The organism is Candidatus Diapherotrites archaeon, from assembly GCA_016205145.1.
In the GTDB taxonomy this organism is placed as follows: Archaea; Iainarchaeota; Iainarchaeia; order Iainarchaeales; family JACQJH01; genus JACQJH01.
The window spans coordinates 1-26,490 of sequence record JACQJH010000002.1 but is presented as its reverse complement, the minus strand read 5'-3'; the positions used below and the strand labels follow the sequence as shown (position 1 = coordinate 26,490).

General features: G+C 51.5%; 22 protein-coding genes. 9 read left to right on the top strand and 13 right to left on the bottom strand.

Going from position 1 to position 26,490, the window contains the following annotated elements; translation table 11 throughout:
- Positions 1-7 precede the first annotated feature (7 nt).
- Complete coding sequence (locus HY394_03230) at positions 8-895, top strand: hypothetical protein (protein MBI4053024.1); 888 nt, start codon at positions 8-10, stop codon at positions 893-895.
- A 188-nt stretch (positions 896-1,083) separates the two neighbouring features.
- Here HY394_03230 and HY394_03225 read toward each other — a convergent pair whose 3' ends face one another.
- The 4 genes from HY394_03225 to pdxS all read right to left on the bottom strand — a co-directional run bounded on the left by HY394_03225 (position 1,084) and on the right by pdxS (position 5,245).
- Positions 1,084-2,316 carry an Nramp family divalent metal transporter gene (locus HY394_03225; protein ID MBI4053023.1) on the bottom strand — a complete coding sequence of 411 codons (1,233 nt, stop codon included), beginning with the start codon at positions 2,314-2,316 and terminating at the stop codon, positions 1,084-1,086.
- Positions 2,317-2,353: 37 nt separating this feature from the next.
- A complete protein-coding gene (locus HY394_03220; GenBank protein MBI4053022.1) occupies positions 2,354-3,613 on the bottom strand; it encodes a magnesium transporter in 1,260 nt (419 codons plus the stop codon).
- Positions 3,614-3,646: 33 nt separating this feature from the next.
- Positions 3,647-4,279 carry a pyridoxal 5'-phosphate synthase glutaminase subunit PdxT gene (gene pdxT, locus HY394_03215; GenBank protein ID MBI4053021.1) on the bottom strand — a complete coding sequence of 211 codons (633 nt, stop codon included), beginning with the start codon at positions 4,277-4,279 and terminating at the stop codon, positions 3,647-3,649.
- 66 nt (positions 4,280-4,345) lie between these two features.
- On the bottom strand, positions 4,346-5,245 hold the full coding sequence (pdxS, locus tag HY394_03210; protein ID MBI4053020.1) for a pyridoxal 5'-phosphate synthase lyase subunit PdxS: 900 nt from the start codon (positions 5,243-5,245) through the stop codon (positions 4,346-4,348).
- Positions 5,246-5,388: 143 nt separating this feature from the next.
- Here pdxS and HY394_03205 point away from each other — a divergent pair, with 143 nt between their 5' ends.
- The 6 genes from HY394_03205 to HY394_03180 all read left to right on the top strand — a co-directional run bounded on the left by HY394_03205 (position 5,389) and on the right by HY394_03180 (position 15,318).
- Entirely contained in the window at positions 5,389-6,315 is a 927-nt protein-coding gene (locus HY394_03205; protein ID MBI4053019.1) for a homoserine kinase, read from the top strand.
- Positions 6,312-6,986, top strand: a complete 675-nt coding sequence (locus HY394_03200; GenBank protein MBI4053018.1) for a hypothetical protein — start codon at positions 6,312-6,314, stop codon at positions 6,984-6,986. Before HY394_03205 ends, HY394_03200 begins: the two co-directional genes overlap by 4 nt.
- 56 nt (positions 6,987-7,042) lie before the next feature.
- On the top strand, positions 7,043-8,341 hold the full coding sequence (locus tag HY394_03195; GenBank protein ID MBI4053017.1) for a threonine synthase: 1,299 nt from the start codon (positions 7,043-7,045) through the stop codon (positions 8,339-8,341).
- A gap of 250 nt (positions 8,342-8,591) precedes the next feature.
- A complete protein-coding gene (locus HY394_03190) occupies positions 8,592-13,313 on the top strand; it encodes a S8 family serine peptidase (protein MBI4053016.1) in 4,722 nt (1,573 codons plus the stop codon).
- 44 nt (positions 13,314-13,357) lie between these two features.
- Positions 13,358-14,746 (top strand): hypothetical protein, encoded by a 1,389-nt coding sequence (locus tag HY394_03185; protein ID MBI4053015.1) that lies wholly within the window; start codon positions 13,358-13,360, stop codon positions 14,744-14,746.
- A 209-nt stretch (positions 14,747-14,955) separates the two neighbouring features.
- Complete coding sequence (locus HY394_03180) at positions 14,956-15,318, top strand: hypothetical protein (protein MBI4053014.1); 363 nt, start codon at positions 14,956-14,958, stop codon at positions 15,316-15,318.
- 16 nt (positions 15,319-15,334) lie between these two features.
- Here the strand turns inward: HY394_03180 and HY394_03175 are convergent, their stop codons facing one another.
- From HY394_03175 to thiM, 5 genes are all read right to left on the bottom strand, one after another.
- Positions 15,335-15,904 carry a cob(I)yrinic acid a,c-diamide adenosyltransferase gene (locus HY394_03175; GenBank protein ID MBI4053013.1) on the bottom strand — a complete coding sequence of 190 codons (570 nt, stop codon included), beginning with the start codon at positions 15,902-15,904 and terminating at the stop codon, positions 15,335-15,337.
- 77 nt (positions 15,905-15,981) lie between these two features.
- The gene (locus tag HY394_03170) at positions 15,982-18,657 is read right to left on the bottom strand and encodes an adenosylcobalamin-dependent ribonucleoside-diphosphate reductase (GenBank protein MBI4053012.1); all 2,676 of its coding nucleotides are present in this window, start codon (positions 18,655-18,657) and stop codon (positions 15,982-15,984) included.
- A 261-nt stretch (positions 18,658-18,918) separates the two neighbouring features.
- A complete protein-coding gene (gene thiL / locus HY394_03165) occupies positions 18,919-19,884 on the bottom strand; it encodes a thiamine-phosphate kinase (protein MBI4053011.1) in 966 nt (321 codons plus the stop codon).
- A gap of 27 nt (positions 19,885-19,911) precedes the next feature.
- Positions 19,912-20,577, bottom strand: coding sequence for a thiamine phosphate synthase (thiE, locus tag HY394_03160; protein MBI4053010.1), 666 nt, complete (start codon positions 20,575-20,577; stop codon positions 19,912-19,914).
- On the bottom strand, positions 20,558-21,538 hold the full coding sequence (thiM, locus tag HY394_03155) for a hydroxyethylthiazole kinase (protein ID MBI4053009.1): 981 nt from the start codon (positions 21,536-21,538) through the stop codon (positions 20,558-20,560). Before thiM ends, thiE begins: the two co-directional genes overlap by 20 nt.
- Between thiM and HY394_03150 the strand changes: the two genes are divergently transcribed.
- Entirely contained in the window at positions 21,430-21,678 is a 249-nt protein-coding gene (locus HY394_03150; protein MBI4053008.1) for a hypothetical protein, read from the top strand. The genes thiM and HY394_03150 overlap by 109 nt on opposite strands.
- A 214-nt stretch (positions 21,679-21,892) precedes the next feature.
- On the opposite strand, the gene HY394_03145 is transcribed toward HY394_03150, so the two are convergent.
- Genes HY394_03145 through HY394_03135 form a run of 3 tightly spaced genes read right to left on the bottom strand, consistent with a single transcriptional unit; the run spans position 21,893 to position 24,591 of the window.
- Positions 21,893-22,888, bottom strand: coding sequence for a glycosyltransferase family 4 protein (locus tag HY394_03145; protein ID MBI4053007.1), 996 nt, complete (start codon positions 22,886-22,888; stop codon positions 21,893-21,895).
- The gene (locus HY394_03140) at positions 22,885-23,607 is read right to left on the bottom strand and encodes a glycosyltransferase (GenBank protein MBI4053006.1); all 723 of its coding nucleotides are present in this window, start codon (positions 23,605-23,607) and stop codon (positions 22,885-22,887) included. Before HY394_03140 ends, HY394_03145 begins: the two co-directional genes overlap by 4 nt.
- Positions 23,608-23,649: 42 nt before the next feature.
- A complete protein-coding gene (locus HY394_03135) occupies positions 23,650-24,591 on the bottom strand; it encodes a UbiA family prenyltransferase (GenBank protein MBI4053005.1) in 942 nt (313 codons plus the stop codon).
- A gap of 82 nt (positions 24,592-24,673) precedes the next feature.
- Here HY394_03135 and HY394_03130 point away from each other — a divergent pair, with 82 nt between their 5' ends.
- Complete coding sequence (locus HY394_03130) at positions 24,674-25,216, top strand: hypothetical protein (GenBank protein ID MBI4053004.1); 543 nt, start codon at positions 24,674-24,676, stop codon at positions 25,214-25,216.
- Between the two features lie 84 nt (positions 25,217-25,300).
- Here the strand turns inward: HY394_03130 and HY394_03125 are convergent, their stop codons facing one another.
- The gene (locus HY394_03125) at positions 25,301-26,464 is read right to left on the bottom strand and encodes a transposase (GenBank protein MBI4053003.1); all 1,164 of its coding nucleotides are present in this window, start codon (positions 26,462-26,464) and stop codon (positions 25,301-25,303) included.
- Between the last annotated feature and the right edge of the window lie 26 nt (positions 26,465-26,490).

Genomic DNA, 26,490 nt, shown 5'->3' with positions numbered 1-26,490 from the left:
GGTTTTCATGCCGGTCCGGAATGTCCAGAAAAGCGGCAACATGTTCTATGTTTACCTGCCCACGGCGTGGTGCAGGAAGCATGGCGTGGGGGCTTCATCCAAAATAGCCGCCGAGGAATCGGCCGACGGCTCGCTGATCATCAGTTCTGGCGCCGCGGAACGGCCTTCACGCAGCATCTCAATAAACCTGGAAAAATGCAGCATCGGCGCGCTTGAAAAGCTCGTCATGGCCTGCTATGTCAACCCCGCGAAATCTTTCAGGATACGAATCAGGAATCCGCCGAAGCTTGAAGGCCTGCTTTCAAAAAAAGGGCTTTTCGGCATAGAGCTCATTGAAATCGGAAAAAATTCGGTTTCATGCGAGTCGACAATAACCATTGAAAGCCCGCTTGCAACGCTCCGCACAATGGTGCAGCGCATAAGGACGATGGTTTTGGTTATGACCGGAGGCTTCGACCGGAACATAATCGAAAAGCACGAGGAGGAAATCGACAGGAAAAAGGTGCTGATAGAAAAGGCGATAATTTCCTCGCTTTCCGACAGCCAGCAGCAGAAAATAAGGGCCATTGACCTGCATTATATTTCACGCGTTTCCAAAAATCTTGAAAGCGCCGCCGACCACATAATCCTGCTTGAAAAATCCGACAGGAAATACCTTGGGCAGCTGCTGCCGGTCATAGACTGCCTGAAAGGAATGTTTGAGGAAACCGGGAGCGAAAAAACCGGCCTGAACGTCGAGCGCGCCGCACAATTCATAGACCTTGTGGATGGCCTGCCGGAAATCCACGCGACCGGCATGAAGGGCCACGGCAAGGCGAGGATAAAAAGCCATCTGCTCGGCGTTGCCGAGGACCTTGTGGACTGGGCAGTGACAAAAACCCTTCAAAAAGACTGAGGTCACTTGCCGGGTTTTGCCGCCGACCTCAATGAGGCGACCTGCACCGCCATAGACAGCCTTCCGATAAAAAATCCCGCAAGGAAAGCTATTGCCAATGCGAACAACTGCAAATAAAAAGCGTAGTCGGATGCCATAGATATGATCTGCTGTGCAACCGGTAAAAAACCTTTCCCCGGCTTTTGGAGTCACCTGAAAAAAACGCTTGCGGCAAGGAACAATGACATGAGCACGAGCATTGCCGAACACAGGCCCGCAACAAGGTTTGACTTCCATGAATTGGCATACGGGCCCATGAGTTTCCTGTCATTGACAAGCAACAGCATCAGGATCAGGACTGCCGGCAGAAGCAGCCCGTTCATTGCCTGCGATGCCACCATGAGCGGTATCAACGGTATGCCCGGCAGCATAATGACAAGCGCGCTAACCGCGATGGTCGCAGTGAAAGCCGTGTAAAAATACGGTGCCTCGGAAAACTTCTTGTCGACGCCGTGCTCCCAGCCGAAAGCCTCCGACAGGTAGAATGCCGTGGCGAGAGGCAGAATCGCAGCGGCAAAAAGCGAGGCGGAAAGCAGTCCGAAAGCAAAAAGCCTTGAAGCGTATTCCCCTGCAACAGGCGCAAGGGCCATGGCCGCATCCTCCGCTGTTTCAACCCTCATGCCGTTGGAGTGCAGGACGACTGCAGTAACCATTATGATGAAAAATGCGATTATGAGCGTGATAATGCTGCCCGCCACGACGTCAATCTTCGTGTACTTCAGGTCCTCCTTCCTGATTCCCTTTTCGACAATCGCAGCCATGATGTAAAACTGCATCCACGGCGCAATCGTTGTGCCGACGAGCGCGGTAAGCATGAGCAGGAAATCCATGTCAAACCGCATTTGCGGCTGGAAAAGCGTCGGCACTATGGCATTCCAGTCCGGCTTTGCAGTCAGGCCGACCACGACATATGTCAGGTAAAAAACGGTTGCAAGCAGGAACGCCTTTTCAACCGACTTGTAAGTGCCTTTGGTTATGAGAATCCAGACGAAAATCGCGGCAAGCGGAACGGCGACATACTTGCTCACACCGAAAATTTCCGCGGACGCGCTGATGCCAGCAAACTGTGCAATGGTATTAGCAATGTTCGTGAGCACAAGGCCGAGCATAAGGAAAAAAGTCAGCTTGAGGCCGAACTGCTCCCGTATAAGGTCGCCGAGGCCCTTTCCCGTGACAATCGCAAGCCTGGCGCTCATTTCCTGGATTATAATCAGTATAACCGCAATCGGAATAAGCGTCCACATGAATGAAAAGCCGAAGTTTGCGCCGGCAACCGAATAGGTTGCAATGCCGGGCGCGTCGTTGTCGACAGCGGCAGTGATTATGCCGGGGCCGACAATCGCCAACAGCAACGCAATCTTTTTCCAGTCAAATCCGGGCATGATGCCACCAAAAAAAGCCTTCAGCCGACAAAAAAAATCATCCGACGTGGACGTGAGTATAACGCCTTTTTTTCAGGCTTGCGGGCACGATTTCCTCGAAGACATCGTCAATCGCTATCGCGCCGACAAGCCGGTTCTGGTCGTCAACTACAGGCAGGGACAAGAGGTCGTACTTGTTGATTATCTTTGTTATGTTCTCGACCGGCGTCGAAGTTTTGACGCGATAGGCGCGCTTTCCCATGAAATCGCCAAGTTTCCTGTCAGGGTCGGCTATTATCAGGCGCCTCAGCGAGGTTATCCCGCAAAGCCTGTTGTTCTTGTCCACAACATAAATGTAATATGCCCTGTCAAGGCCCCTCATTTTCGTTCTAAGCACTGAAATGGCCTTTTTCGCAGTCAAATCCTTGTCAAGGGACAGCACATTCGGGTTCATGAGCGAACCCGCGGCCTCATCCGGAAAAGAGAGCAGGCCCAAAAGCTTTGCGGCTTCTTCCGGGGCCATTGACTTGAGGATTTTCAGAACTGTTTCATGCGGAAAAAGGCTCAGCACATCAACAGCCTCATCCGGCTCCATTTTTTTGAGAATTTGCGCGATTCTCGCCTGGGTCAGGGACTTGAACAGCGACTTTGCAACGTCCGGCGCGGCTTCGGCAAGCGTATCGGCGGCCTGCTCGTCCTTTATGGCCTTGAAAACGATTGCGCGCTCGCTGTGCGACATCTCTTCGAGCAGATCAGCAAGGTCCGCGGGATGCACTTCGTTGAGCTTTGTGCCCTCGACATTCACCTTTATGTTTGAAACCGAACTCAATTCAAGCGGCGCGACATGCTTCCACGGAATCAAAAAATCGCCAATGATTTTTCCGCCGAAAATGCGCGGAAAAGCCTTTATGCCGAGCCTGCGAAGAAAACCCGCCGCCCCCACATCAACGCTTATTATCTCGAGCCGGTCGCCGGACTTTGACAGCAAAACGTCATTGACCTTCAGGATTTTCACGCCGTTCACGTCGATTATCTGGCGGTCCATCACAACCTCATTGACAAGAAGGTCGGTTTCGGCGACATCCCCGAATTCCACGCCGTCCTTTTCGGCCTCAAGGAAAACCTGCCGTTCAACGCTTTCAACGAATTTCCATGGAATCTTTTTCCTTGAACCGTTTGATTTCACGACCAGCGCTACAATGGGCGCGGTCAGCTCGCCGTCAACCATGACCAGGTCTTTAAGCGTGCCAATGGCCCTTCCCTTGGAGTCGCTGACGGCCTTGCCGGCAAGCTGGCTGAAATAAACGGCTTTGGACAACACGCAAACCTAAAAGAATACGATTAACCCCTATTATAAATTTTTGGCTTCACGGGCATTGCCATCGGCCTGTGCGAATTTTTTGGCGAGCCCGCAGAAAAACGAGTGGATGCGCAGGTCGCCTGAAAGCTCCGGGTGGAATGCCAATGCAATCATTTTGCCCTGCCTCACGCCGGCAGGCTTTCCTTCAAGCGTTGCAAACGCCTCCGCCCTGCCGGAAATGCCTTCGACCGCGGGCGCGCGGATGAACACGCCTGGAAAATCCGGCTTTCCTATTTCCGGAACCCGAACTTTCGCTTCAAAGCTGTCGGCCTGCCTGCCGAAAGCGTTCCTGTTGACCTTGAAATCCATCAGGCCAAGCAATGCCTGGCCGGTCTTTTGCGTTTGCGAATCCCCCTCTTTCGCCAAAAGGATTGCGCCGGCGCACGTGCCGAGCAACGGCATTCCATTCAAAGCCATTTCCTTCAATCTGGCATGCATTCCGCCTGCGAGCATGAGCTTGTTGATTGTGGTCGACTCGCCGCCCGGAATGATTGCGCCGGAAATGCCTTCAAGATCCGAAACGTTTCTGGCCCAGATTGCGTTTGAATTGCAGGCGTTCAGGCAATCGATGTGCTCTTCGACCGCGCCCTGCACGCCGATGACGGCAATTTTAGGTTCCGGCACAAAATCACTTTCCAAAAAGCCAATAGGTTCCTGCGGGCAAAAAACCAAAAAAGCCCGGAAAAACGTTCAGGTGCTCCTGTCCTGCATTCTCAGGCCAAGCCGCGAAATTTCCTCGCCTTTCATGGCCTCGCCCAATCCGCGGGACGCGTCGGCAACCTTTTTTGCGTCAGAAAAGTTGAGGGTTGCCGCGACAATCGCCTTGGCAAATTTTTCCGGGTCCGAGGACTTGAAGATTCCGCTGCCGACAAAAATGCCGTCAGCCTTCAACTGCATCATGAGGCTCGCGTCAGCCGGCGTTGCAATGCCGCCGGCCGCAAAATTCACGACGGGCAGCCTGCCAAGCTTTTTCGTTTCCTTCACAAGCTCAACCGGAACGCGCAGTTCCTTCGCCTTCCTTTTGAGTTCCGCACCGGACAATTCTTTCAGTTCCGCGATTTCCCGGTTCACAAGCTTCAAATGCCGTACTGCCTCCACTACATTTCCGGTTCCAGGCTCGCCTTTGGTGCGAATCATTGACGCGCCCTCGTCAATGCGCCTCAAAGCCTCACCAATGTTGCGGCAGCCGCACACGAATGGAACACCAAACTTTTTCTTGTCAATATGGCTTTCCTCGTCCGCCGGCGTGAGGACTTCGCTTTCGTCAACCATGTCGACGCCAAGCGATTCCAAAACCTGCGCTTCGGCAAAATGCCCGATCCTGCACTTCGCCATGACCGGAATTGTCACGGCGGAAATTATTTCGGCGACCTTTTCAGGGGAAGCCATTCTCGCAACCCCGCCCTTTGCCCGGATGTCAGCAGGAACCGCTTCCAACGCCATCACTGCAACCGCGCCGGCTTTTTCCGCGATTTCCGCCTGCGCTCCAGTTGTAACATCCATTATAACGCCGCCCTTGCACATCCTTGCAAAGCCGCGTTTCAGGCGCTCAGTGCCCTTCTGCAAAACGATTTTTTCAGACAATTCCATCCAAAAACACCACAGGCCAGGAGACATGCAAAACAAAGGGCATGCACTGGCAGTTCCGAAGATATTTCAGCTATAATTACAAGATTTCAGTTATAATTGGTGGCGTCGGCAAAAATTAAAACATTATTGTATACCCTTGTTGCATGGACAAGGCAAGGGCTTTCGCGCCGGCAACGATTGCAAACGCCGGCCCGGGCTTCGACGTTTTCGGCTTATGCCTTGAAAGGCCCGGCGACTTTGTCGAGGCAAAACGCACAAGCGAAAAAGGCGTCCGCATCTCAGCCATCAAAGGCGACAATGGCAGGCTTGCGAAAGACGTGAACAGGAATACTGCCGGCATTGCCGCAAGGCTTGTCCTCGAACAGCTCGGCTTGAATGATGTTGGCATTGAAATTTCGCTTGAAAAAAACATGCCTTTGGGCAGCGGCCTCGGAAGTTCCGGCGCATCAGCCGTGGCGGCGGCAGTAGCGGTCAACGCGCTGTTCGGCAACAAACTCAAACGCGAGGAAATGGTTTTTGCCTGCGCGAAAGCGGAAGAAGCTGTTTCCGGTTTCCACGCAGACAATGTCGCGCCCTCGCTTCTCGGCGGATTTGTCTTGGTGAAAAGCTATTCCCCGCTTTCCGCAGTGAAAATCGGCTGCCTTGAAAACGCGTTCTTTTCGGTTGCCACGCCTGACTTCGAGCTGCCGACAAAAAAAGCGAGGGCTGTCTTGCCGAAAGAGATTCCATTGAACGAGGCGATTTCCAATTGGGCGAACACCGCCTTGATGGTGCACGCGCTTCACACGCAAAACATTAATCTTTTCGGCGAGGCAGTCAATGATGCGGTAGTCGAACCGCGCCGCGCTTCCCTCATTCCAGGCTTTTACGACGTGAAAAAATCCGCGCTTGAAGCGGGCGCGCTTGGTTGCAGCATTTCAGGGGCGGGGCCAAGCGTTTTCTGCGTTGCGGAAAACAAGGCGGTTGCGGAACGCGCGGCGAAGGCCATGCAAGAGGCGTTTTACAAAAACGGCATGGAAAGCGGCGCGGTTGTTTCAAAGATGAATGCGAAGGGCGCGGCGGTTTTATGAGCCAACAGCCCGGGCGTGTGCCGTTGCGGCAAATAAGCGAAATACACCTTCTGGTCCACCCCGAATATCATGTCGGCACCGCATGGAATCTCACCAACGAACCAACAACACTTGAAAATTCCCACCAGGACTGGCTTGGCGTGCTGGCGCGGGAAGACAGGCGCGCATTAAGGCGGGTGAAGCGCGGATGGTCGGCAATAAACGCCCTTTGGGGGCGGCGCATAATGCGGATAAGGGAAAATCATGCCGCCATGCTTGTGATTCTGCCGTTTGAATACATTCCGGGAAGCGATGCGCAAAAAAGGTCTTCAAGGCTCCTCGAATTTGCAAAGGCCCAGCTTGGCGACAGGCTCGTTGTTTTGCCTGCAGGCATCCAGCTTAACCCGCGGCATGTAAAGGAAGCGTTGCAGAAGAACGGCTTCGGCTTCGATTCAAAGGATCTCCGAATCATGGCCTTCGGGGAAACCGAAGAGGTTTGCGTGCCAAGGAATTTGGAACACCTTGTTCACGGCCTTGGCCTGCCAATTGAACATGCGCGCATTGAAAGCGGCCTTTCCACGTCTGAAAATGTCGCAGGCGCGGGAGGCTATTATCACCGGCAAGCCGGAAAGGGCAGGCAACAGAGAAACCGCCGTGACAGTTCCGCCCGCAACCGACAAGAGCCACGGTGAAATGATAGGTTTAAGTTTTTTTAATGCCAATCTTTCTGGGTGCGAAACTGATGGAAATGGTCCTCAAATGCTTTGACTGCGGAAAGGAATATCCCGCAACGGAAGAAAGGTGCGAATGCGACTGCAAGGGATTGCTTGACGTTGTGCACGACCTGGAAGCCGCAAAAGAGGTTGTTTCAAGGGAACTGTTTGAAAAGCGCGTCGGCAGCAAGGCATATCCTTACGGTTCGGGCGTCTGGCGCTACAAGGAAATAATCCACCCGCTCATTCCCGACGACAAGGTCATTTCCATTCTTGAAGGCAACACAAGCATTCATTTCGGCGAACAGGTGAGGCATTACGTCGGCCTCAAAAATTTTTTCCTGAAAGCGCAGGGAGAAAACCCGACCGGCAGTTTCAAGGACAACGGCATGACCGTCGCGGTATCGCATGCAAACTTTTTGGGCATAAAGGCGATTGCGTGCGCGTCAACAGGCAACACTTCGGCTTCATTGGCGGCGTATGCCGCGGCGGAAAGCCTCAAAGGCGTCATTTTCGTGCCCAAAGGCAACATTGCGTACGGCAAACTGTCGCAGGCCCTCGCTTACGGCATCAAAACCGTGCAGATCGACGGCAATTTCGACGAAGCGCTTAACTTCCTGCTGGAAAACGCAAAAGAACTCGGCCTTTACGTCGTCAATTCCATAAACCCTTACCGCATAGAAGGCCAGAAATCAATTGCCTTCGAGCTTTGCCAGCAGATGAACTGGGAAATTCCTGACTGGGTTGTGGTTCCAGGCGGAAACCTCGGCAATTCTTCCGCAATCGGCAAGGGATTCCGCGAACTCGAAGAATTGGGCCTGACAGCCAAAGTGCCAAGGCTTGCGGTAGTGCAGGCGCACGGCTCGAACCCGTTTTACAGGCTCTGGTCGGAAAACGGCGAAAACCTCACGCCCATAAAAGACCCGAAAACAATTGCGACCGCAATCAAAATCGGCAACCCCGTTTCGTGGAAAAAATCCTTGCGCGAAGTCAGGCACAGCAAAGGCGTTGTAGAAGAGGTGTCCGACCAGGAAATCATGGATGCAAAGGCAATGGTTGACGCAACCGGAATCGGCTGCGAACCCGCTTCCGCCTGCTCTGTTGCGGGCGCGAAAAAACTGGTCGAAAAGGGAATCATAAAGCCCGATGAAATTGTTGTCGGCATACTCACGGGCAACCTTTTGAAGGATCCGGATGCGACAGTCAACTATCATCTGGGCCAGCTTGAAGGCATAAAGCCAAGGTTCCCGAACAAGCCGGTTTCAGCGAAGCCCGACATAAAAGACGTGCAAAAAGCGATCGGGTTTGCCAAAGAATTGGTGCAAACCGCCTGACCAAAACCGGCAGAAATTTCGCTTCGTCAATAGACGAAATTGTGGATGGTCACAACATTTTTATTGACGTTTTACGCATATATTGCATCGGATGGCCTCAAGCCTGAAAAGAACCTTGTTACCTTGTTTCGTTCTTTTCTTTCTTTTCTTGGCCTTTGCCGTGCCAAACCCGGTGGTTGCACAGGGACAGGAACCGGATTTTCCGGATGCAAATCCGAATCAGGATACGCTTACTGGCGCAGGTTTTGCCTTGCGCCAGGAATCAGGCGGCCCGGGGCCGAATGAAAACATTGAAGGCGCAAACGGATTCATTGTCGAATTCTACGAGGCGCCGCTGGCAGTGAAGTATGCGGAACTGAAGGAAGCGAACGAAAACGCCGAAGAGCTTTTTGCCAATGCGACCGCGTCGGAAAATCCGGAAATTTTTAACGCCGCAAGCGCCAGGACAACCGATATCGGGGCGGAACTCAGACTGCACGCGCAAAAAATCGAATCCCAGCACGAACAGGCAAAAACGGGCATTTTGAACGCGTTAAGCAAAAACAGCGAAACCCCAAAAACCCTGGCGGAAATCAGCGCGCAAAGCACCCTTGGCACGCCGACGCTCGCAATTTTAGGCGAATACTCGAAAACATTCAACGGCATCGCACTGGACATTTCACAAGAGGACGCGGAAAAAATTCTGGATTTGCCCGGAGTGAAATCTGTCACGCCGAACACGAAAAGCCAGATGCAGCTTTTTCAAACCATTCCAATAATCAACGCGGATGACGTTTGGGCACTTGACATTGATGGCGGGCAATGCGCGTCCAGCGGAAAGGAATGCATTACGGGAAAAGGCGTGAAGGTCGGAATAATGGACACGGGCATCGATTACACGCACGACGATTTCGGGAACTGCACGACCCAGCAGTTTACGGACGGCTTGTGCGCAAAGGTCGCTGGCGGATACGATTTTGTTAACGAGGATAACGACCCGATGGATGACCAGGGGCATGGAACGCTGGTCGCATCTGTTGTCGCCGGAAACGGGGGATACGAAAGCTATGACTTAAATGGTGTCGCGCGCGACGCAACACTTTACGCGCTAAAGGTCGGGAACAGCCAGGGCAGCGCATATTTGAGCGATGTCATAGAAGCCCTTGACTGGGCGCTTGACCCGGACAATGACGGAAACTTCGATGACCATTTGGACGTGGTAAATTATAGTTTCGGGGGCAATGGAAACCCCGATGACACGCAAAACCAGGCATTCGATAATATAGTCAGGGCAGGAGTTGTAGCGGTTGTTTCAGCAGGAAATGCCGGGTCTTCCCCTGAATCAATGACAAGCCCAGGGATGGGTCGAAAGATCATTTCAGCCGGCGCAACATGGAAAGACGATGAAATTGCGTCGTTTTCATCAAGGGGGCCCGTGAAATGGATTGACTCGAATGGCTACGATCAATATCTTGTCAAACCTGACGTTGTGGCAGTAGGCGTGAATATTTGTGTGGCAAAATGGTCGGGTGACGGGGGGCCATATAATTGTATTCCTTATTTTAACGACGGCAAACATAGTTCCTTCAGCGGCACAAGCGCTTCAGCGCCCGTTGTAGCGGGTGCCGCCGCACTTTTAAAACAAAAATACCCTGGCTGGTCGCCGGATGAAATTAAAATGGCGCTGCAGAATACCGCCGTTGACATCGGCGAACCGATGAACACTCAGGGCCACGGAAGAATTGACGTTCTTGCTGCGGCATCGCTGAGCGGAGCGCCCCCGATCGCGGAAATACATTCGTTTCAGCCATTGAATGACACGACTGCAAACATTCTTGGCACGGCGACAGGCGACAATTTCAGCGGGTACACGCTTTACTACCACTTAAACGAAACAGATCCGTGGCAGACAATCTGCAACGGCTCAAGCCAGGTTCCGGAGGAAGGCCTGCTCTGCACGTTCGATTTTGACGCGGCGAATACAGTAAACGGCGATTATGGCTTGAAATTGGTCGTAAACGCAAATGGGCAACAGACAACCGAATACGGCGGCTTCACTGTGAACAACATCAAAACAACAAGCCCGCTGAACAACGACATTTTCAGGGCGGGCGATGTTATTGACATAAACGGCAGTGTTCTCGGAAATTTCAACGGCTACACGATAGAATTCGCGGCAAGCCCCGATTTCAATTTCGCCACGGACCCGAATGCCACGTGGTCCAATTCAGGCATTTCGCTTGCAAACAATGGCCTGCAGCCTGTTGAAAATGGCACGTTGGCGACTTGGGACACTTCGGGCCTTTCAGGATGGTACGACATGAAAATCACGCTTGAAAGGCCACAGGGAAACGTCGACGAAAACATTTTCCACGTTTATCTGGACCCGACACTGAAAAAAGGATGGCCTGTCAAATACGGCTGGTATTATTATGCGCCTTGGGACGTGTACATTGTCGGCGGCTTGTTCGAACCGGTTGTTGCGGATTTGACGAATGACGGAAACAAGGAAATAATCACTGCTTATGTCGATAATGCTCAAATTCTAGCATTCAAAAATGATGGTTCCTTGTTGTGGTCGGGATATGTTTACGATTACCCGCAGACAATCCCGACAATAGGCGACATTGATGGGGACGGAAACAAGGAAATCGTGGTTGCCTCAAACAGCTATCTGTCCGTACTTAATAATGTAGGTGACCTTAAATTTTGGCAGTCTTCAGGCAATTATTACATCCCATTGCCTACAGATTATAAATATACGATAACGCTTGCCGATCTTGACAATGACGGCGCGGACGAGATAATAGTCAAGGGAAACTGGCCTGAAGGAAATGTAGGCGTTGGTGGAACAGAACAGATGCTTGTCATAGACGGCAATGGCACGATTCGCGCGTCATGGGATTTGCCGCAGAACCCTTTTGCGGGCAACGTCGCAAAAATCCAATCTTATCCTGCGGTCGGAAACTTTGATGATGATCCTGAACTGGAAATAGTTTCGGCACAGCAAACCGGCGACAGCGAATACTCTGATTCGGGCGCCATTTACGTTTACAACATGGACGGCTCGGTCGTGGACGGTTGGCCTGTCAGCATACCAAGCGCAATATTCGCATCGCCATCAGTTGGAGATATTGATAATGACGGCAATTTGGAAATAGTTGTCGGTGCGATGGGCAGAAACGCGGGCGAATGGTACAATTACAGTACAGATTATGGCGGCATATACGCTTTCGATGCAAACGGAAGCCTTGTTCCGGGCTGGCCCGTGCTGAAAGGATTGTCCTTTGAGGCAACCCCCGCGTTGGGGGACATTGACCATGATGGTTTCCTGGAAATCGCCGCAACAAGCAATTATAATTATTATGCGGGGCAGCCGAAAACGCATTTGCTGCGCGCAAACGGCGAAACGGTTTCAGGCTGGCCGCAGGAAATCAACTGGAACGCAAATTACGGCGTGATAATGGCGGACATTGATTCCGACAATGCGCCTGAAATACTGGTTTCAGCGGGCAATGCGTTCCAGCCCAACAAGGAAAGCCACGGCGGAATTTACGCGTGGAACACGGACGGAAGCAGTGTGAACGGATTTCCCAAAGGCATTGAGGGCCAAAAACATCCGGTCGGCACGTATCCTGAAAAATCCATAAGGTACAGCCCCGCACCGATTGTCGACGACATTGACAATGACGGAAAAGTCGAGCTTATCGCAGGATACAAGGACGACTACGATTTTTTCAACCAGGAATCCAAGCACCGCGGCTCAATCTATGCCTGGGACCTTGACGGCGACTACAACGCGGCGAACATGCCTTGGCCAATGTTCGGCCATGACACAGGGCATACTGGCAGATATGTTGCGCCGCCAAAGCCGCCGCCAAGCGTTGAAAGGGGCTTTGAGCATATTGCTGGAAGCCCGAATTTTTCGCTCAGCTTTTCGGTGGGCGGTTCCATGCCGCAGGTGTCGAGCCAGAGCTTTTTGCTCGCGCCGTTCAGCGTTGTACTGCAAACGTTCAGGGGCGTTTACAGCGGATGGGAAAACGCCGCCTATTCTTATAAAAAGCCGATTTTTGTCTCTGTGAAATCGGAAGCCTTGGACGCAAACTACACCTTTTCGGACTTGAGCGAAACCACGATGCAAGAGGAGATAACGCTTGACACGCAAAGCCTTGTGGCGGCGGGAAAGATGCAGACGGGCTGCGACGATTTGCGCGTGTACGACGAAAACCTGCACATCGAGCTTGACAGGCAAGTTGCCGGATGCAATACCGCAAGCACAAAAGTCGTGGTGCAATTGAAGTCCGCATGGCAGGCAAACACCAATTACGACGGCGTGCTCGCAATCTATTACGGCAATCCCTCGGCTTCAAGCCCGCCGTCCGACATGCGAAAAATTTACTCGTACTGGCTTGACTTCGAGGACGCCTACGTAAGCGACTGGACTCTGGGCGACGGCTCCATAACCGCGATCCAGAAAATTTCCGGCGCGTATTCCGCAAATTTGCAGAACTCGTCAAATGCGTACAAGCAAAGCATTCCAAGCATGCCTGACGGCAAACGGCACAGGTATTCTTACGCCATCCAGGCTGACGGCATTTCCAACGGCTCGCTTGTCGACCTAATGGGCGCAAGCGATACCGCGCTGTGCATGAGATGCCTTGGAATAGGCGACAACAAATTTTTGGCTAATACCGGCGGGAATTGGGCGAACATGAATGACGGCGGAAACATGCCAAGCGCAAACACGAACTACCTTGCTGCAATGGATTATGCGAACGGCGGGACAAGCATGAATTATTTCATCTGGAACGAGACAGGAACAAGCCTTTTGGCTTCGCTGTTGAACCAAACCGTTTCCGCGAAAACAATCGCGAGGATAGGGGCAAGGGGCTACAACGGAAGCGGCAACGCATACTTCGACAATTTCAGGGCCCAGCCGGCGGTGTACGATCTGCCGGTTGTTTCAGTGGGGGAAGAGCAGGCAAAAACATGAGAATGCTTATGAATGATTTATTGGCTTTTATGGAGGCATGAAAAATGAAGCAAATTGTCTGGATTGGAATACTGTTCCTGGCGCTCTTGCTGCCGGTGAACGCATCAAACTCGTCCATTCCGTTCAACGGAAGGCTTTTGGACGTTCTCGGAAACCCGGTTTCGGGAAGCCATTCCGTAGCATTTTCAATCTATTCCCAGCCATCCGCAGGCTCATTGCTGTGGCGTGAAACCCAGACAATCAGCGTGAGCGACGGATATTTTTCCGCAATGCTCGGCGACGCGAATTCGCTCAAGGCAATCGATTTTTCGCAGGAACACTGGCTCGGAATATCCATTGACAACGACGCGGAAATGTCTCCAAGGACAAAAACGCCTTCAAGCCTCAGTGCAATCAGCGCGGCAAGCCTCAACGACACGGATGTCAGGCTATACCGTTCCGCGCCGAACACCCTGAAAACCGAGGGCAGCATTTTTGCGGCAGATTCCCTGGCAACCGATGGCCTGATATACGGCGCAGGACTTCGGTTCAATGTTCCCGCCGCAACGAATGCGGGATTTGAATTTTACAATACTAATTTATCCGCATTGAAATGGGGGTTTGCCTACAATTCGGCGTCTGATGCGCTTAACATCCACCATTATACCGACGCGGGCGCGTATGATGGCGTGAAAATGGCTTTGACTTCCGCGGGACAGCTCCAGCTTCCAACGGCAAGCACGGCCGCAGGACTGCTCTTCGGCACGGACACAAAACTCTATCGCTCGGCGGCGAACACGCTGAGAACCGACGGCAGCCTCTTTGTTAACGGCAACGTCGGAATCGGTTACACTCCCAAAGCCAAGCTCACGGTAGGCGGACAGATGTACATAGCCGAAGGAAACAGGTTCTGGTCTATAGGCACCGGACGCACCAACGGCCCGGGCGGAAATGCCACGGACACCGGCGCCATAGACAACAGCGGCTCATTCGCCATACGCGACACATGGAGGCAGACTGACGCACTGCGCATCAACACAAGCGGCAACGTCGGAATCGGTTACACTCCCAAAGCCAAGCTCACGATAGGCGGACAAATGTACATAGCCGAAGGAAGCAGGTTCTGGTCCATCGGTGCCGGACGAACCAATGGCCCCGGCGGCAATGCACCAGACACCGGCGCAGTCACCAACGACGGCTCATTCGCCATACGCGACACATGGAGGCAGACTGACACACTGCGCATCAACACAAGCGGCAACGTCGGAATCGGCACGGCAAACCCAACCCAAAAGCTTGAAATTTCAGGCGTGATGAAATTGACGCCGACCGACGCGCCGGGCACGTGCAATGCTGGCGCGGAAGGCAGTGTCTATGCAGACAACAGCCTCAACGAGCCATGCTACTGCAATGGCGCGAACTGGAAGCAGTTTGACGGCGGAGGAAACTGCTGAAAGCAAGCGGAATTTTCCTTCGGCAGGCCTATTCGGGCTTGAAAGCGGCCGGCCAAAAGTCAAGCACGGCATAGTTGAATGCCAAAACCGCCTTGCCTGAACGCTGAAAGTCGGGTTTAAAAAACAAACCCGCAATAATTCATTTACTTAAACAAGTTATTGGTGGTTGTTTGGGTAAAACCGTTCCACTTCTGACGGCAATTCTTTTTTTGGCTTTTTTTGCAGGCCCCGCCTTTGCAAGGGTAAACTATGTCGAGTTCGGCGGCGATGACTGGAGCGTAAGCTACCAGCGCGAACCCGGCGGCTGTTACGGTTACAATTGCTTTCATGGAGGCGGCTATGCGGCACAATACTACCCGGCTTATTATCCTGCGCCCCAGCCGGCAATGGTTGTTCCGGTCACAACGTACGTGCCGGCATACCGGTATGCGTACAACACTTACCTGCCATACGCTTACCCATACTATTACCCGTATTATGCGTTTTACTATTACACTTACCCCGCATACTACTATTATCCTTCTTACTACCCTTCAGCCGGTTACGCGGCAACAGTGTCAGTCGTGAACTGATTCGATTCCGACCAGCTTAATAGTCAAGGCCTTTTCTCGCCAGCACGCCCCTGTCGAAAGGGTGCTTGACTTTTCTTATTTCCGTGACCAGGTCAGCGGCAGCCTCGATTTTTGCCAGCTTTTTGTGGCTGCCGGTCAGGATGACTTCCGTGCCCGGCGCCTTTTTCGCAAGCTCTTCAAGCAACTGCTTTTCGGAAAGCAGGCCGAAAGAAACCGCGTAAAGCACTTCGTCCAAAACAACAAGGTCGAATTCGCCGGAAGAAATGTTTGCACAGGCTTCCTTCAACGCCAGCAATGCTTCCCGCTTATGCCCTTCAAGGTTGTCCTTGTGCCTTGAAAAAAACCAGTCGCCGGTGCCGAAGCGCTTCACAAAAAAATTGGGAAACTTCTGCAGCAATTCGACTTCACCGCTTGAATTCAGGCCGGGCTGTTTTTCAACGCCCGCCTTCAAGAACTGCACGAGCAAAACCCTTTTGCCGAGCGCAATCGCCCTGAGCGCGGTGCCCAACGCGGCAGTCGTCTTTCCTTTCCCGTTGCCCCAAAAAACCTGAACCAGGCCGAAACCGGAATTATTTTTTTCTTTCATCAGCATCCATCAGTGCAGATGGGTACAGCGCAACAGCGGTGTACCCGTCGTCGGACCCGGCGGACGAAATCGCCGAGCTACTTGCAAAGTCCCCAACCGCAATCCGGGCACGTCAGGCAGCCTTCCTTGAACTGCAAGGCATTGCTGCATTCGGGGCAGTCCTTGAGCTCGGCTTTGGAAAACGCAATGTCCTTCTGCTGTTTTCCGTGCCTTGAAATGTCCTCGAAAGTGAATTTTGGAATGGTCGTGTTGGGAATGAATTCGACTTTTTTCTTCGGAACGGCGATTGCCTCGACTGCCTTCATCTCAAGCTTCAAAGAGCCCTTTTCTTCGGGCACGGCGTTTGCGGTTTCATGCGATGGCTTGTGCGCCGGCTGGAGCGCAGGCGATTCCTTTTTTTCCGCCTTTTTTATCGGCGCGACAAGAACCTGGTCCATTATGGACGAGTCCCTGAAAACTGTGACATCCTTGCAGCCGAGCTTATAGGCAAGCAGATATGACATGCGCATGTCATCCACTGTTGCGTCGGCCGGAAAGTTGTTAGTCTTTGAAATCGAGGAATCGGTCCATTTCTGGAATGCCGCGAGCGCCCTGATGTGGTTTTCGGGCGAAACTTCCCTTGCCGTAACGAAGACTTCCTTCAAATGCTCCGGAATGTAGGGAATGTCATGCAGCATTCCGCCGTTTTCGGAAACCTGCTCCATGAGCTTTTCGTCGTAGAGGCCTTCCTTTTTCATCGCCTTTTCAAAGACCGGGTCCACATAGTAAAAGCTTCCGACCTTGACGTTTTTTTCAAAGACCAGGCTGAAAACCGGTTCCATGCCCGAACTGCAGCCGGCAATCATTGAAATGCTGCCGGTCGGCGCGATAATCGTGGTGTAACCGTTGCGGATGCCATCCGACTTGACTTTTTCTGAAACCTCGTTCCAGTCAAAGTGCCATTTGTCCTTTTCAACGCTGCCGCTGAACGGAAGCCTGCCTTCAGGGTAGAAGCTCTTGTTGAAATACGGCAGTGCGCCCCTTGACTTTGCAAGGGCAACGGATTCAAGCTTGGAATGATAGTTGACCGCTTCCATCAGCCGCTCCATGAAAGCCCTGCCGTCCTCGGAATCATATCTTATCGAGATTTCATACAGCAAATCGCCGAAGCCCATTACGCCCAATCCGATTTTCCGCGTGTTCAACGCCATTTCCTCGATCTGCGGCAAAGGCCAGTTGTTGATGTCAATGACGTTGTCCAAAAACCTTGTCGAAAGCCGGACAATGCCCGCCATTTCATCCCAGTCGAAGAAAACCTTGCCTTCCTCGTCCTCTTTTGCGAAGGCCCAGACATTCACGCTGCCGAGATTGCACGGCTCGTTAGGGTACAAGAGCACTTCGCCGCACGGGTTTGTCGTTACGATCGGTCCAAGATGCGCGAAAAACGGGTTGAACTCGTTGACGTGGTCGAAGAAAATCACGCCCGGCTCGGCCGACTCCCAAGCCTGGTAAACTATCATGTCGAAAAGCATTCTCGGATTGACGTGCCTCAGCACTTCACCCGTGCGCGGGTTGACAAGCGGATAAGGCTCGTTCCTCTCATAATAGCCCCAGAAATCCGGCATTATCAGCACGGAAATGTTGAAATTGCGCAAGGCCATGTTGCCCTTCTTTGCCACAATGAACTTTTCGACGTCGGGATGGTTGCTGTTCAGGATGCCCATGTTTGCACCGCGCCTTATGCCGCCCTGCTTTATGACTTCAGTCATTGTATCAAACAGGCGCATGAACGAAAGAGGCCCGGATGCAATTCCGGATGTCGTGGAAACGAAATCGCCTTCCGGCCTGAGCTTGGAAAAATTGTAGCCCATGCCGCCGCCGGACTTGAAGACAAGCGCGGTATTCTTCAGCGTCTCCATTATATCTTCAAGCGAATCCGGAACATCCAGGACAAAGCAGGCCGAACCCATGCCCAAAGGATTTCCAAAATTCGCGATTGCCGGAGTATTGGGCAAAAACTTTTTCAGAGTCATGAGATCGTAGAATTCCGAAATGTTTCCTTCGAACTTGTCGAAATAACCCGATTCAAGCAGTTTCAGGATTTCATGCCAGGGCAGAACCATCTTTTTCTCCATGTTAAGCCTGTCGAAAAGGCGCTTGAATCCCTCCAAATGAAACTGGTTGAGCTTGAACATGCCGACCGAAAATTTCCCGTCGTTTGCGGCGCAATCGAATTCTTCGGCTGGATGCGCTTTCTGCTTCGCGGTTTTGTCAAAAACCTTTTCGTCGTAAAGCATGTCCGGCAGGGCGACGTGCACGGCAACGCGCGTGAAAAGCTGTTTCGGGGCCTCGACAAGCTTGCCTTCCTCGCTTCTGCGCAGGTAGCGCGCCTTCAGAACCTTCAATGCATTCAGGTCGAAGCGCTTGTCAACCTCGTCGATCTCCTCCTTTTCGAGGACGACCATTTTTTCCTTCCTTATTTCGGCGCGCGCCTGCCTGTAAAGTATGAATGCCTTCGCGGTTTTGGCGTGCCCGGATGTCATGAGCACCTTTTCGACGCAGTCCTGCACCTGCTCGACATTCGGGGGGCTTTTCTCGTCAAATTTCGAGTTCAGTTCATCAATGACAAGATCGGCAAGCCTGTCTGCAAGGCCTCTGTCCTTCCCGCCGACGACCTGCGCGGCCTTCCAGATTGCAAGGACAATCTTCTTCTTGGAAAACTTGGCTATGTCACCGTTCCTTTTCCTGATTTCCGAGAACCCTGCCTGCGCCATGAAGACCCCCCGCTAAAAATAATGCAAAACAACAACAAACGGCTGAAAAATGCCGGCATACAATAGAGCCGCCCGGCATATAAAAACCTTTTTACACGAAACATAAAAAATCAGAAAACAAAATTTGAAAAAATAAAAATTTTGGATTCCGAATTAAAACCATGTGCCAAAAAATTTAACGTTAATTATGCTAATAAATTGTGCCAAAATAATTTGCTTTCCAAACGCATTTTTTATGCAAAAAAACCAAGTTTTCCGGCATCATTTTCCGAAGTGGTCATAGCCGCGTTTTTCCAGCAAAACCCGCTTTCCGCCGCGCTCCAGATAGACGTTTTTCCCTTCAATTATCCTGCCGACGACAACCGCGCCGATGCCTTCGACCGCTTTAAGGTTTTTTTCCGGCACGGTTGCAACCAGTTCATAGTCTTCGCCGCCGAAAAGCGCGAAATTCAAGGCATCCATGCCCAACGCCTTCGCCGCATTTTTCACTTCCATTGCAATCGGCACATTGTCCGCGAAAATGACGGCGCCGCAATTGCTTTCCTTGCAGATGTTTTTCACTTCGGATGCGAGGCCGTCGCTCACATCCTCCATTGCATTGACAAGAGGCGCGAGCAAAAGCGCCTTGCCGAGGTTAGCGTGCGGTTCGACGTGAAACTTTTTCACTTCATCAAAGCCGGGAACCTTTTTGAGGAAAAGATTCAGCCCGGCACAACTTCCGCCAAGGCTGCCGGAGGAAACAATATAATCGCCGGGCCTTGCGGAACTGCGAAGGCACGGTTTCGCATTGCCTTCCAGCTCGCCGAGCAAAAAAATGTCGATTACGACCTGCGTTCCGTGCGTGATATTTCCACCAATGACGAAAACGCCGTATTTTTTGCACGCCTCATTGATGCCATTGTAAAGGCGTTCAACAAACCCGGCTTCCGAATCCCGCCTGAGGCACAATCCCACCAAAACGAATTTCGGCTTCGCGCCCATCGAAGCGATGTCGGAAACGTTTGCTTCAATCGCCTTCCTGCCGACCTGTTCCGGCGAAAACCATCCGCCAAAATGGTCGCCTTCAACCAGCGCGTCGACGGTAAGCACAAGCTTTTTACCGCCAAAATTCACGATGGCGCAGTCATCGCCGATGCCGACTTCCACGTCTTTGCCGGGCTTTTCAAGAATTCCTTTTATCATGTCAATGACTGCAAACTCGCCGCCGAAATCCCTGATGGATACCATGCCATGCCCCTCGCTAGAAAATAGCATTTATTCCTGCCGAGAATTTAAGATTGTTTTCCTGATCCTTGAAGTGGTTTCAAAAACGCTGTCGGCGCATACAACCGCTGAAATCATTGCGACCGCACAGGGCTTTGCCTGCAAAACCATCGGAAGGTTTTTTTCGCTTATGCCGCCGATCGCAACAACCGGCAGACTAGTTGCATTGACAACCTTTGCCAGCGCCCCAACTCCCGCTGCTTTCCCCGCATCAGGCTTTGTTGAAGTCTCAAACACCGGAGAAAAGCCGAGGTAATCCGCGCCAAGGCGCCCGCCTTCAAGCGCCTCCGCAACGGTATGCACGGTCAGGCCGACAATCTTTTCATTGCCAAGAATTTTCCTGGCATTTTCCACAGCCTCATCTTCCTGTCCGACATGCACGCCATCAGCATCGGTTTCAAACGCAATGCCAACGTTGTCATTCACAATGAAACTGGCGCCGAACCTGCGGCAAAGCGCCTTGATCTTCAGGGCCTCTTCCAGCATTTTTTTCTTCGAAAAATTCTTTTCGCGGTACTGCACAACCCTGGCGCCGGCCCTGAGCGCATCCTCGCAATCCAGGAAAATGTTCCGCTTTGAAAGGTTGCGGTCAGTAATGAAGTAAAGGTCCCAGCTGAGAATAAGTTCTTTCGCCAATTCAGGATACCTCTTCGACATTTTTCAACCTGTCGGCCTGCGACGCGTCAAGCGAAGCGATTTCATCGTAAAACCTTTCCTTGAAAGTGCCGGGCCCCCTGCTTTGCCCTGCTGCAAGCTCGCCTGCAATCTCAAAGCAAACCAACGCGGCAATGCTTGCGTCAAGCAATTTTTCCTTCTCCGCCGCGCCCGCAAACGCGCCCAAAACGGATGCAAGCATGCAGCCTGTTCCAACAATGCTGCCCATCTGGCTGCAGCCGTTTTTCACCAGAAAAACCCTTTTGCCGTCGGTCACGATGTCCTCCTTTCCGGAAACAACTACAATCGCATTCTGCTTTTTGGCGAAATTTTTTGCAATCTGTTTCAGGTCGCCCTCGACGCCCGCCGCTTCCACGCCTTTCGTGTGGGCTTTCGCGCCCGCGGTTTTTGCGATTTCCGAGGAATTCCCCTTGATGATTGAAACCTTCACCGTTTCAAGAATCTCAGCCGCCTTCTCATTACGCAGGCTTGTCGCGCCGACGCCGACGCAGTCAAGGATGACCGGAATGCCTTTTTTGTTTGCCGCCTTTCCCGCCAGAATCATTGCCTCAACCAGTTCAGGCGTGAGGGTTCCGATGTTGAGGACAAGCGCGTTCGCAATGCCAGCCATTTCTTCAACCTCTTCCTTTGCATGCGCCATCACGGGCAATGCGCCGAACGCCCTCACGACATTTGCGCAATCGTAAATCGTGACCCAGTTTGTGATGTGATGCACCAACGGCTTTTTTTCGCGCACGGCACTCAAAAACGAAACAACTTCAACCAAAGCAAACCACCCCAAAATCAGAGAACATATGCTGCGCTGAAAATTTATTAAAATGCCCGCACGCAAAAATGCAAAAAAACGACACAATAAAGCCGATTGACGAAAAAAAGCCGGCAAAATCCTGCCTTGTTTACTCGGCGCTTCGCAAACGGGGCGCCTTAGTCTCGGACCAGCCATTCCGAGCGAAGCGAGCGCAGGGGTTGCATCCCTTGCAAATCCCGCAAAGCATGCGTGGTGTTCCGCAACAGCGCGAACACCACAAAGCGCACCAGCCGGGCGTGACGGCTCCGGACGAAACCGGCGAATCAAACCTTTAAAATACTTTCATTCCAAATCAGTAGTATTCAAATCCGATTTGTCCGGTTTTTTTGCCGGGAATGGTGGTTTTTTTGGGAACTCGAACTAAGGAAACAAGCCGCTTCAAGAAGACAAAGGCGCGCCAGAGATGGAAATGGAAAAAGAAGAAAATGCGCCGCAAGAAGCGGAAAAAGCGTTACCTGAAGCAGAGGGCAAAGTAACCTCTGCTTTCACTCAATTTTTTCCTTGCACAAGCCGTTCGTAGATTTCAAGGATTTTCTGCGAGTTAGCCTCAAGGCTGAACTTCGCGGATTCCTTAAGCGACTTCTCCGACAGGCCGTTCCGCAGGCTTTCATCTTCCATGACAGCGCAGACCTGCCTTGCAAAGCCCTCGTTGTCGGAAAACTTCAGGGCAAACGGGTCAAAGTTGTCCAGGTCCGGCAAATCGCGCACTATTGCGGGTTTTCCGCAGCTGGCCGCCTCCACTATGTTCAAACCAAAAGTTTCCGCATACGTAGGCGAAACAAAGACATCGCAGGCATTGTACGCCTGCAGAAGCTCGTCCAAAGAAAGATAGCCCGTGAAAACCAGGTTGTCATATTTTTCCGCCACGATTTTTTCAAGCTCCGCCCTTTTTTCAAGCGTCTGCAATTGCGGGATTCCCCCGACCCAGACAAAATCGTACTGCGGCAACGCCTTTGAAACTTCGACAAAATCAAAAATGCCCTTGCGCTTCTGCGCGGACGCAACCGCCAAAACAACCTTTCGCTTCAGGCCGAAACGCTGCCGGAAAATTCCGCCCAGTTCAGGTTTCGGCCGGAAAAAGGAGTTGTCGATGCCGAGCGGCATGAAAACCGTTTTGGACGCAAATCCTTCAACTCCGAGCAACGCCTCGATTTTTCTCGAAGTGCAGATTATCCTGTCGCAGTGCGAGTAATAAAACTGCAGATACTGGTTTGACAGGCCGAACAGATAGTTTGGAACGAGGCCGTCCAGCTCGGTTATTGTCATGTTTGTCGTGCAGACGAACGGCAGGTTCAGGAACTTGATGCGTGCCGCAAAAAACGTTGTCGGCAGAGGATTGTGGAAATGCACCAGGTCATAGCCATTGCCAAGAAGGTTGTCGATTTCAACCTCGACGCCTTTTTCACGCAGTTTTTCCGCCAGGGCGTTAGCGGAAGTGAAAATGCCGCTGTCCTTTGCAGTCGAAACCACGAAAAGCACTTTCATCTGCGCTCACCCCGCGGGACAAAATCCTTCCTGTATTCGTGCCATGGCACGCTTTTCCCGAAAAAAATGTAAGTGAAACCGTTGAACGCATACTTGATTATGCCCTGTTCCTTCAGCCTGCGCGTGGAAGTGAACACAACCATGTTTTCGCTGAAAACGGTTTTTCCAAGCCTTGCAAGGCGCAATGAAAGGTCAATGTCCTCGCCCGTCCTTTTCTCCTGGAAGCCGCCGGCCTTTTCAAACACGTTTCTGCGCACGGCAAAATTGAAGCCGGGAAAAATCGGGAAGCCGATTGCAGTGGAAACAAGCGACTGAAAACTCCAGTACTGGAGAAAAAGCCTCATGCGCAATGAATCCTTTTCAAGCGCGAAAATCGGGCCGGTCGCGGCAATTCCTTTTTCAAGCGCCCAAACCACGCCTTCAATGAAATGCTTTCCGACAACCGTGTCGGCGTCGACAAAAACAAGGAATTTTCCGCTTGCAAGCTTTGCGCCCTCGTTCCTGCCGTGAGTTGCGCTCATCCTTTCGCAGACGACAACCCTGTCGGCAATTTTGCGGGCAATTTCAGCGGTATTGTCGTTGCTTGAGCTGTCGCTCACGATTATTTCAAAATCATGTCTTGGAACCGACTGGGTTTGAAAAGAAGAAATGCACCGCTCGATGAACTTCGCCTCGTTCAGCGTCGGGATTATGACGGAAACAACCGGCTTGCGGGCCAAAACAAAAACACCATCCGGAACAAAATTCATTGAAAACGAAATTCATTGCCAGAAAAACAGCACAATCATGCCGCCGACAAACACGATATAATTCAGGTAAACAAGAACATAAACCTTGCTTATGTCCGCCTTTTTCGGGTTAAGCAGAACGTTCGCATACAATGGCAGGGCAAGCAGCGAAAGAACGCCGAGCCAGAAGAATTTGAACGGCAAAAAGCCCAAATCATTGGCCGCGCCTGCAACGTTCCAAAAATCCAGAAAGCCGCCGCCATTCAGCGCCATCAAAAAATACGAAGCGCCGCTCGAAACAATCGCAAGGTATGCCAATGCCTTCACTTTGCCTTCGCCGAAAACAGTTGCCGAGCTTTTATAGCCGAGCTTTTCCTCGACGGAATGCGAAGTCAGCCTGTACAGGGTGAACCCGCCGAACTGCACGCCGACAACAAAAAGCAATGCCGGCAAAGGCGCATTGAATGCCGGAACCAGGAGGACCCAGCCGGCATAAAACCTGAAAACCGGGTTGATTGCGGAACCTGAAATCAAATCTACTACCGCGCGCTTCTTGAACGAAAACGGTTCAAGGGTGTAGAGCAGCTGGTTCAACAGCATTGCAAGCAGGCAGATGAAAAAAAGCATTCCCAGGGAAAAGCCGATCGCCAGCGCGGACAAAATCAAAACGACCGCAAGGCCCAATGCAAAGCCAGCCGGAATTGCGCCCGAAGGAATAGGCCTGTTTTTCTTGACGGGATGCAGTTTGTCCGCCTCCCGGTCGGTCCAGTCGTTCAATGCATAGAGGCCCGACCAAAGCATCGAAACCGCCAGAAAGCCGGCGAGAAAAAGCGGAATGCTTGGCTGGACGCCGAAAGCATAGCTTGCAATGATTGCCGCAACGGCCATGTTGCCGAAGCCCTTGCTCCATTCAAGCGGCCGGAGCAGTTTGACCAAGCCGACAAGAAAATCGTTTGCATGTGTTTGCGCTGGCATAAGCCGACACAAACAATGCGGAAAGGGATTTAAAAAAGTTCTTCCTTAAATCTGATTTATGAAAACCAAAATTTTAGCTTGTATGGTTTTGCTTTTCGCCTTGACAGTTTTTGCCGCGGGCTGCAGCCAGCAGGGCAATGAAAGCAATTCACCCCCTCAAACCCCCACCACCAGCGGAAGCACAGCCGACTCGGGCGGCACCACGGTAAATCCCGCCGGCGGAATGCAAAGCACGCTTGACCAAAAGCTTGCCGAATGCCAAAAATTCAGCGTTAAAACCGAAACCGAGTCCTGCATCAGCGTGGCGGCGGAAACCGAGAAAAACGGACAGGCCTGTTCCGGAATCGAGACAGTCAATGTCAGGGACGATTGTTACGGCAATGTGGCAGGCATACTGAAAGACCAGGAACTGTGCGGCCGGATTGTGACCGACACCATCCGCAACGCATGCTACGGAAACATCGCAGTGGAACTCCTCGACCCGGGCGTTTGCGAAAAGATTGAAAACGCTTTGGCGGCAAAAGACCAGTGCTATTACGAGATAGCGAATGCGAAAAACGACAAGGCCTTGTGCGAAAAGATTTACGGCGACTACCTGAAAAAGAAATGCCAGACGGGCGCATGAAATCCGAATAATCCCCGCCCCAAAAATTCGGAAAAAATACCGATTTCTGGCGGGTGAAAGGCCCGCCCGGGCTTGTTTAAAAAGTTAGAGTAATATCGAAATTTTGGTTGTTTCTTGGGCTTTTGTTAAAAAAGCCCTTTCGAGCCTTAGCTCGAAATAAGCTGAGATTAGGCAACAAATGTTATGAGCGACAACTTTGGCAAGAATCTCGTTGGTGTTGGCTGTATAGGTTCTTGTCATTAGGAAGCCACTGAACTTTTGTTTTATCATATTGAAAGTAGATTCCACATTAGAGCGTTTATGATAACACTCGTAAAACTCCTGTGGGCGGTCTTTGAAGAATTTCCAAAGAGTATGCCAAATCAAGCCATTTCCAGTGCCTGTTACGTTTGACTTAAAAGGAATGAATGGTAGAGCGCCAGTTTTGATTACTGCCTCGATATTTTCTCGTGAAAGATAAGCCATATCTGCTGATACCTCTTTCATTTTGAAATTAAGCGCGGTCTTGTTTAGTAGAGGCTTGAACTGTGTTGAATCTCCAGTGCCTTTGCCCTCCTGCTTTGTGATAATGCAAGAAGTGACAACATTTGTGAGAGTGCCAGTCATTACGTGGGCTTTCCTATAAATTCGCTTTTCTTTTTCCTCGCCCCACTTCTCATCAAACCACCTGCCAAATTGAGAAGTAGAAAAGCCTGTCGAATCTGCGGCAAAATCAGTTTCAACCTCTTTCAAAGGCAGTGCTGTAAGCTCAATCATTTTCTCAAGAATCGGCTTGAAATTCAGATTGTTGAAGTGGTTCATCAACGTTACATAGCACGGGATGTGCTCTATGTAGCCGAGTTCTTTCAGAAGTTTCAAATCCGATATTGTTCTTCTTGCAGAGTTTTTGTTGTAAATTTTGACCAATATTGCAATCAAAATGTCTTTTGCATTGAATAGCGGTCTGCCGTTGCTCTTTGCTTGCTCAAATATAAATAGTTCCAGAACATCATTCAGAATCTTGAGAAACATCGGTTTCTCATTAAGCTGTGCCTCATTGTAGCTCGACCAGTCAATAGGTGCTATTTCTTTGGATTTGTACTCGAACTTTGGTGGCTCATAATCAACACAAAGATTAGGTTTTTTATCAATGAACTTGAAACCACATTTTTTACAGAAATACCGTTGCTTCCAAGTAGTCTTCAAAGCGTTTAGAGCCTTCCCCCGCTTAACTATTTCTTCAGAACCGCAACGCCTACAATAGCTCAAACCATTCACCACATCACTTATACAAT

Excerpts from the sequence above, each read along its gene's own strand:
- HY394_03230 (MBI4053024.1), top strand. The coding sequence starts at position 8 with ATGCCGGTCCGGAATGTCCAGAAAAGCGGCAACATGTTCTATGTTTAC.
- HY394_03225 (MBI4053023.1), bottom strand. The coding sequence starts at position 2,316 with ATGCCCGGATTTGACTGGAAAAAGATTGCGTTGCTGTTGGCGATTGTC.
- pdxS (MBI4053020.1), bottom strand. The coding sequence starts at position 5,245 with ATGGAATTGTCTGAAAAAATCGTTTTGCAGAAGGGCACTGAGCGCCTG.
- HY394_03205 (MBI4053019.1), top strand. The coding sequence starts at position 5,389 with ATGGACAAGGCAAGGGCTTTCGCGCCGGCAACGATTGCAAACGCCGGC.
- HY394_03200 (MBI4053018.1), top strand. The coding sequence starts at position 6,312 with ATGAGCCAACAGCCCGGGCGTGTGCCGTTGCGGCAAATAAGCGAAATA.
- HY394_03195 (MBI4053017.1), top strand. The coding sequence starts at position 7,043 with ATGGTCCTCAAATGCTTTGACTGCGGAAAGGAATATCCCGCAACGGAA.
- HY394_03185 (MBI4053015.1), top strand. The coding sequence starts at position 13,358 with ATGAAGCAAATTGTCTGGATTGGAATACTGTTCCTGGCGCTCTTGCTG.
- HY394_03175 (MBI4053013.1), bottom strand. The coding sequence starts at position 15,904 with ATGAAAGAAAAAAATAATTCCGGTTTCGGCCTGGTTCAGGTTTTTTGG.
- HY394_03170 (MBI4053012.1), bottom strand. The coding sequence starts at position 18,657 with ATGGCGCAGGCAGGGTTCTCGGAAATCAGGAAAAGGAACGGTGACATA.
- thiL (MBI4053011.1), bottom strand. The coding sequence starts at position 19,884 with ATGGTATCCATCAGGGATTTCGGCGGCGAGTTTGCAGTCATTGACATG.
- thiE (MBI4053010.1), bottom strand. The coding sequence starts at position 20,577 with ATGTCGAAGAGGTATCCTGAATTGGCGAAAGAACTTATTCTCAGCTGG.
- HY394_03150 (MBI4053008.1), top strand. The coding sequence starts at position 21,430 with ATGCAAAAAAACGACACAATAAAGCCGATTGACGAAAAAAAGCCGGCA.
- thiM (MBI4053009.1), bottom strand. The coding sequence starts at position 21,538 with ATGGCTGGTCCGAGACTAAGGCGCCCCGTTTGCGAAGCGCCGAGTAAA.
- HY394_03145 (MBI4053007.1), bottom strand. The coding sequence starts at position 22,888 with ATGAAAGTGCTTTTCGTGGTTTCGACTGCAAAGGACAGCGGCATTTTC.
- HY394_03135 (MBI4053005.1), bottom strand. The coding sequence starts at position 24,591 with ATGCCAGCGCAAACACATGCAAACGATTTTCTTGTCGGCTTGGTCAAA.
- HY394_03130 (MBI4053004.1), top strand. The coding sequence starts at position 24,674 with ATGGTTTTGCTTTTCGCCTTGACAGTTTTTGCCGCGGGCTGCAGCCAG.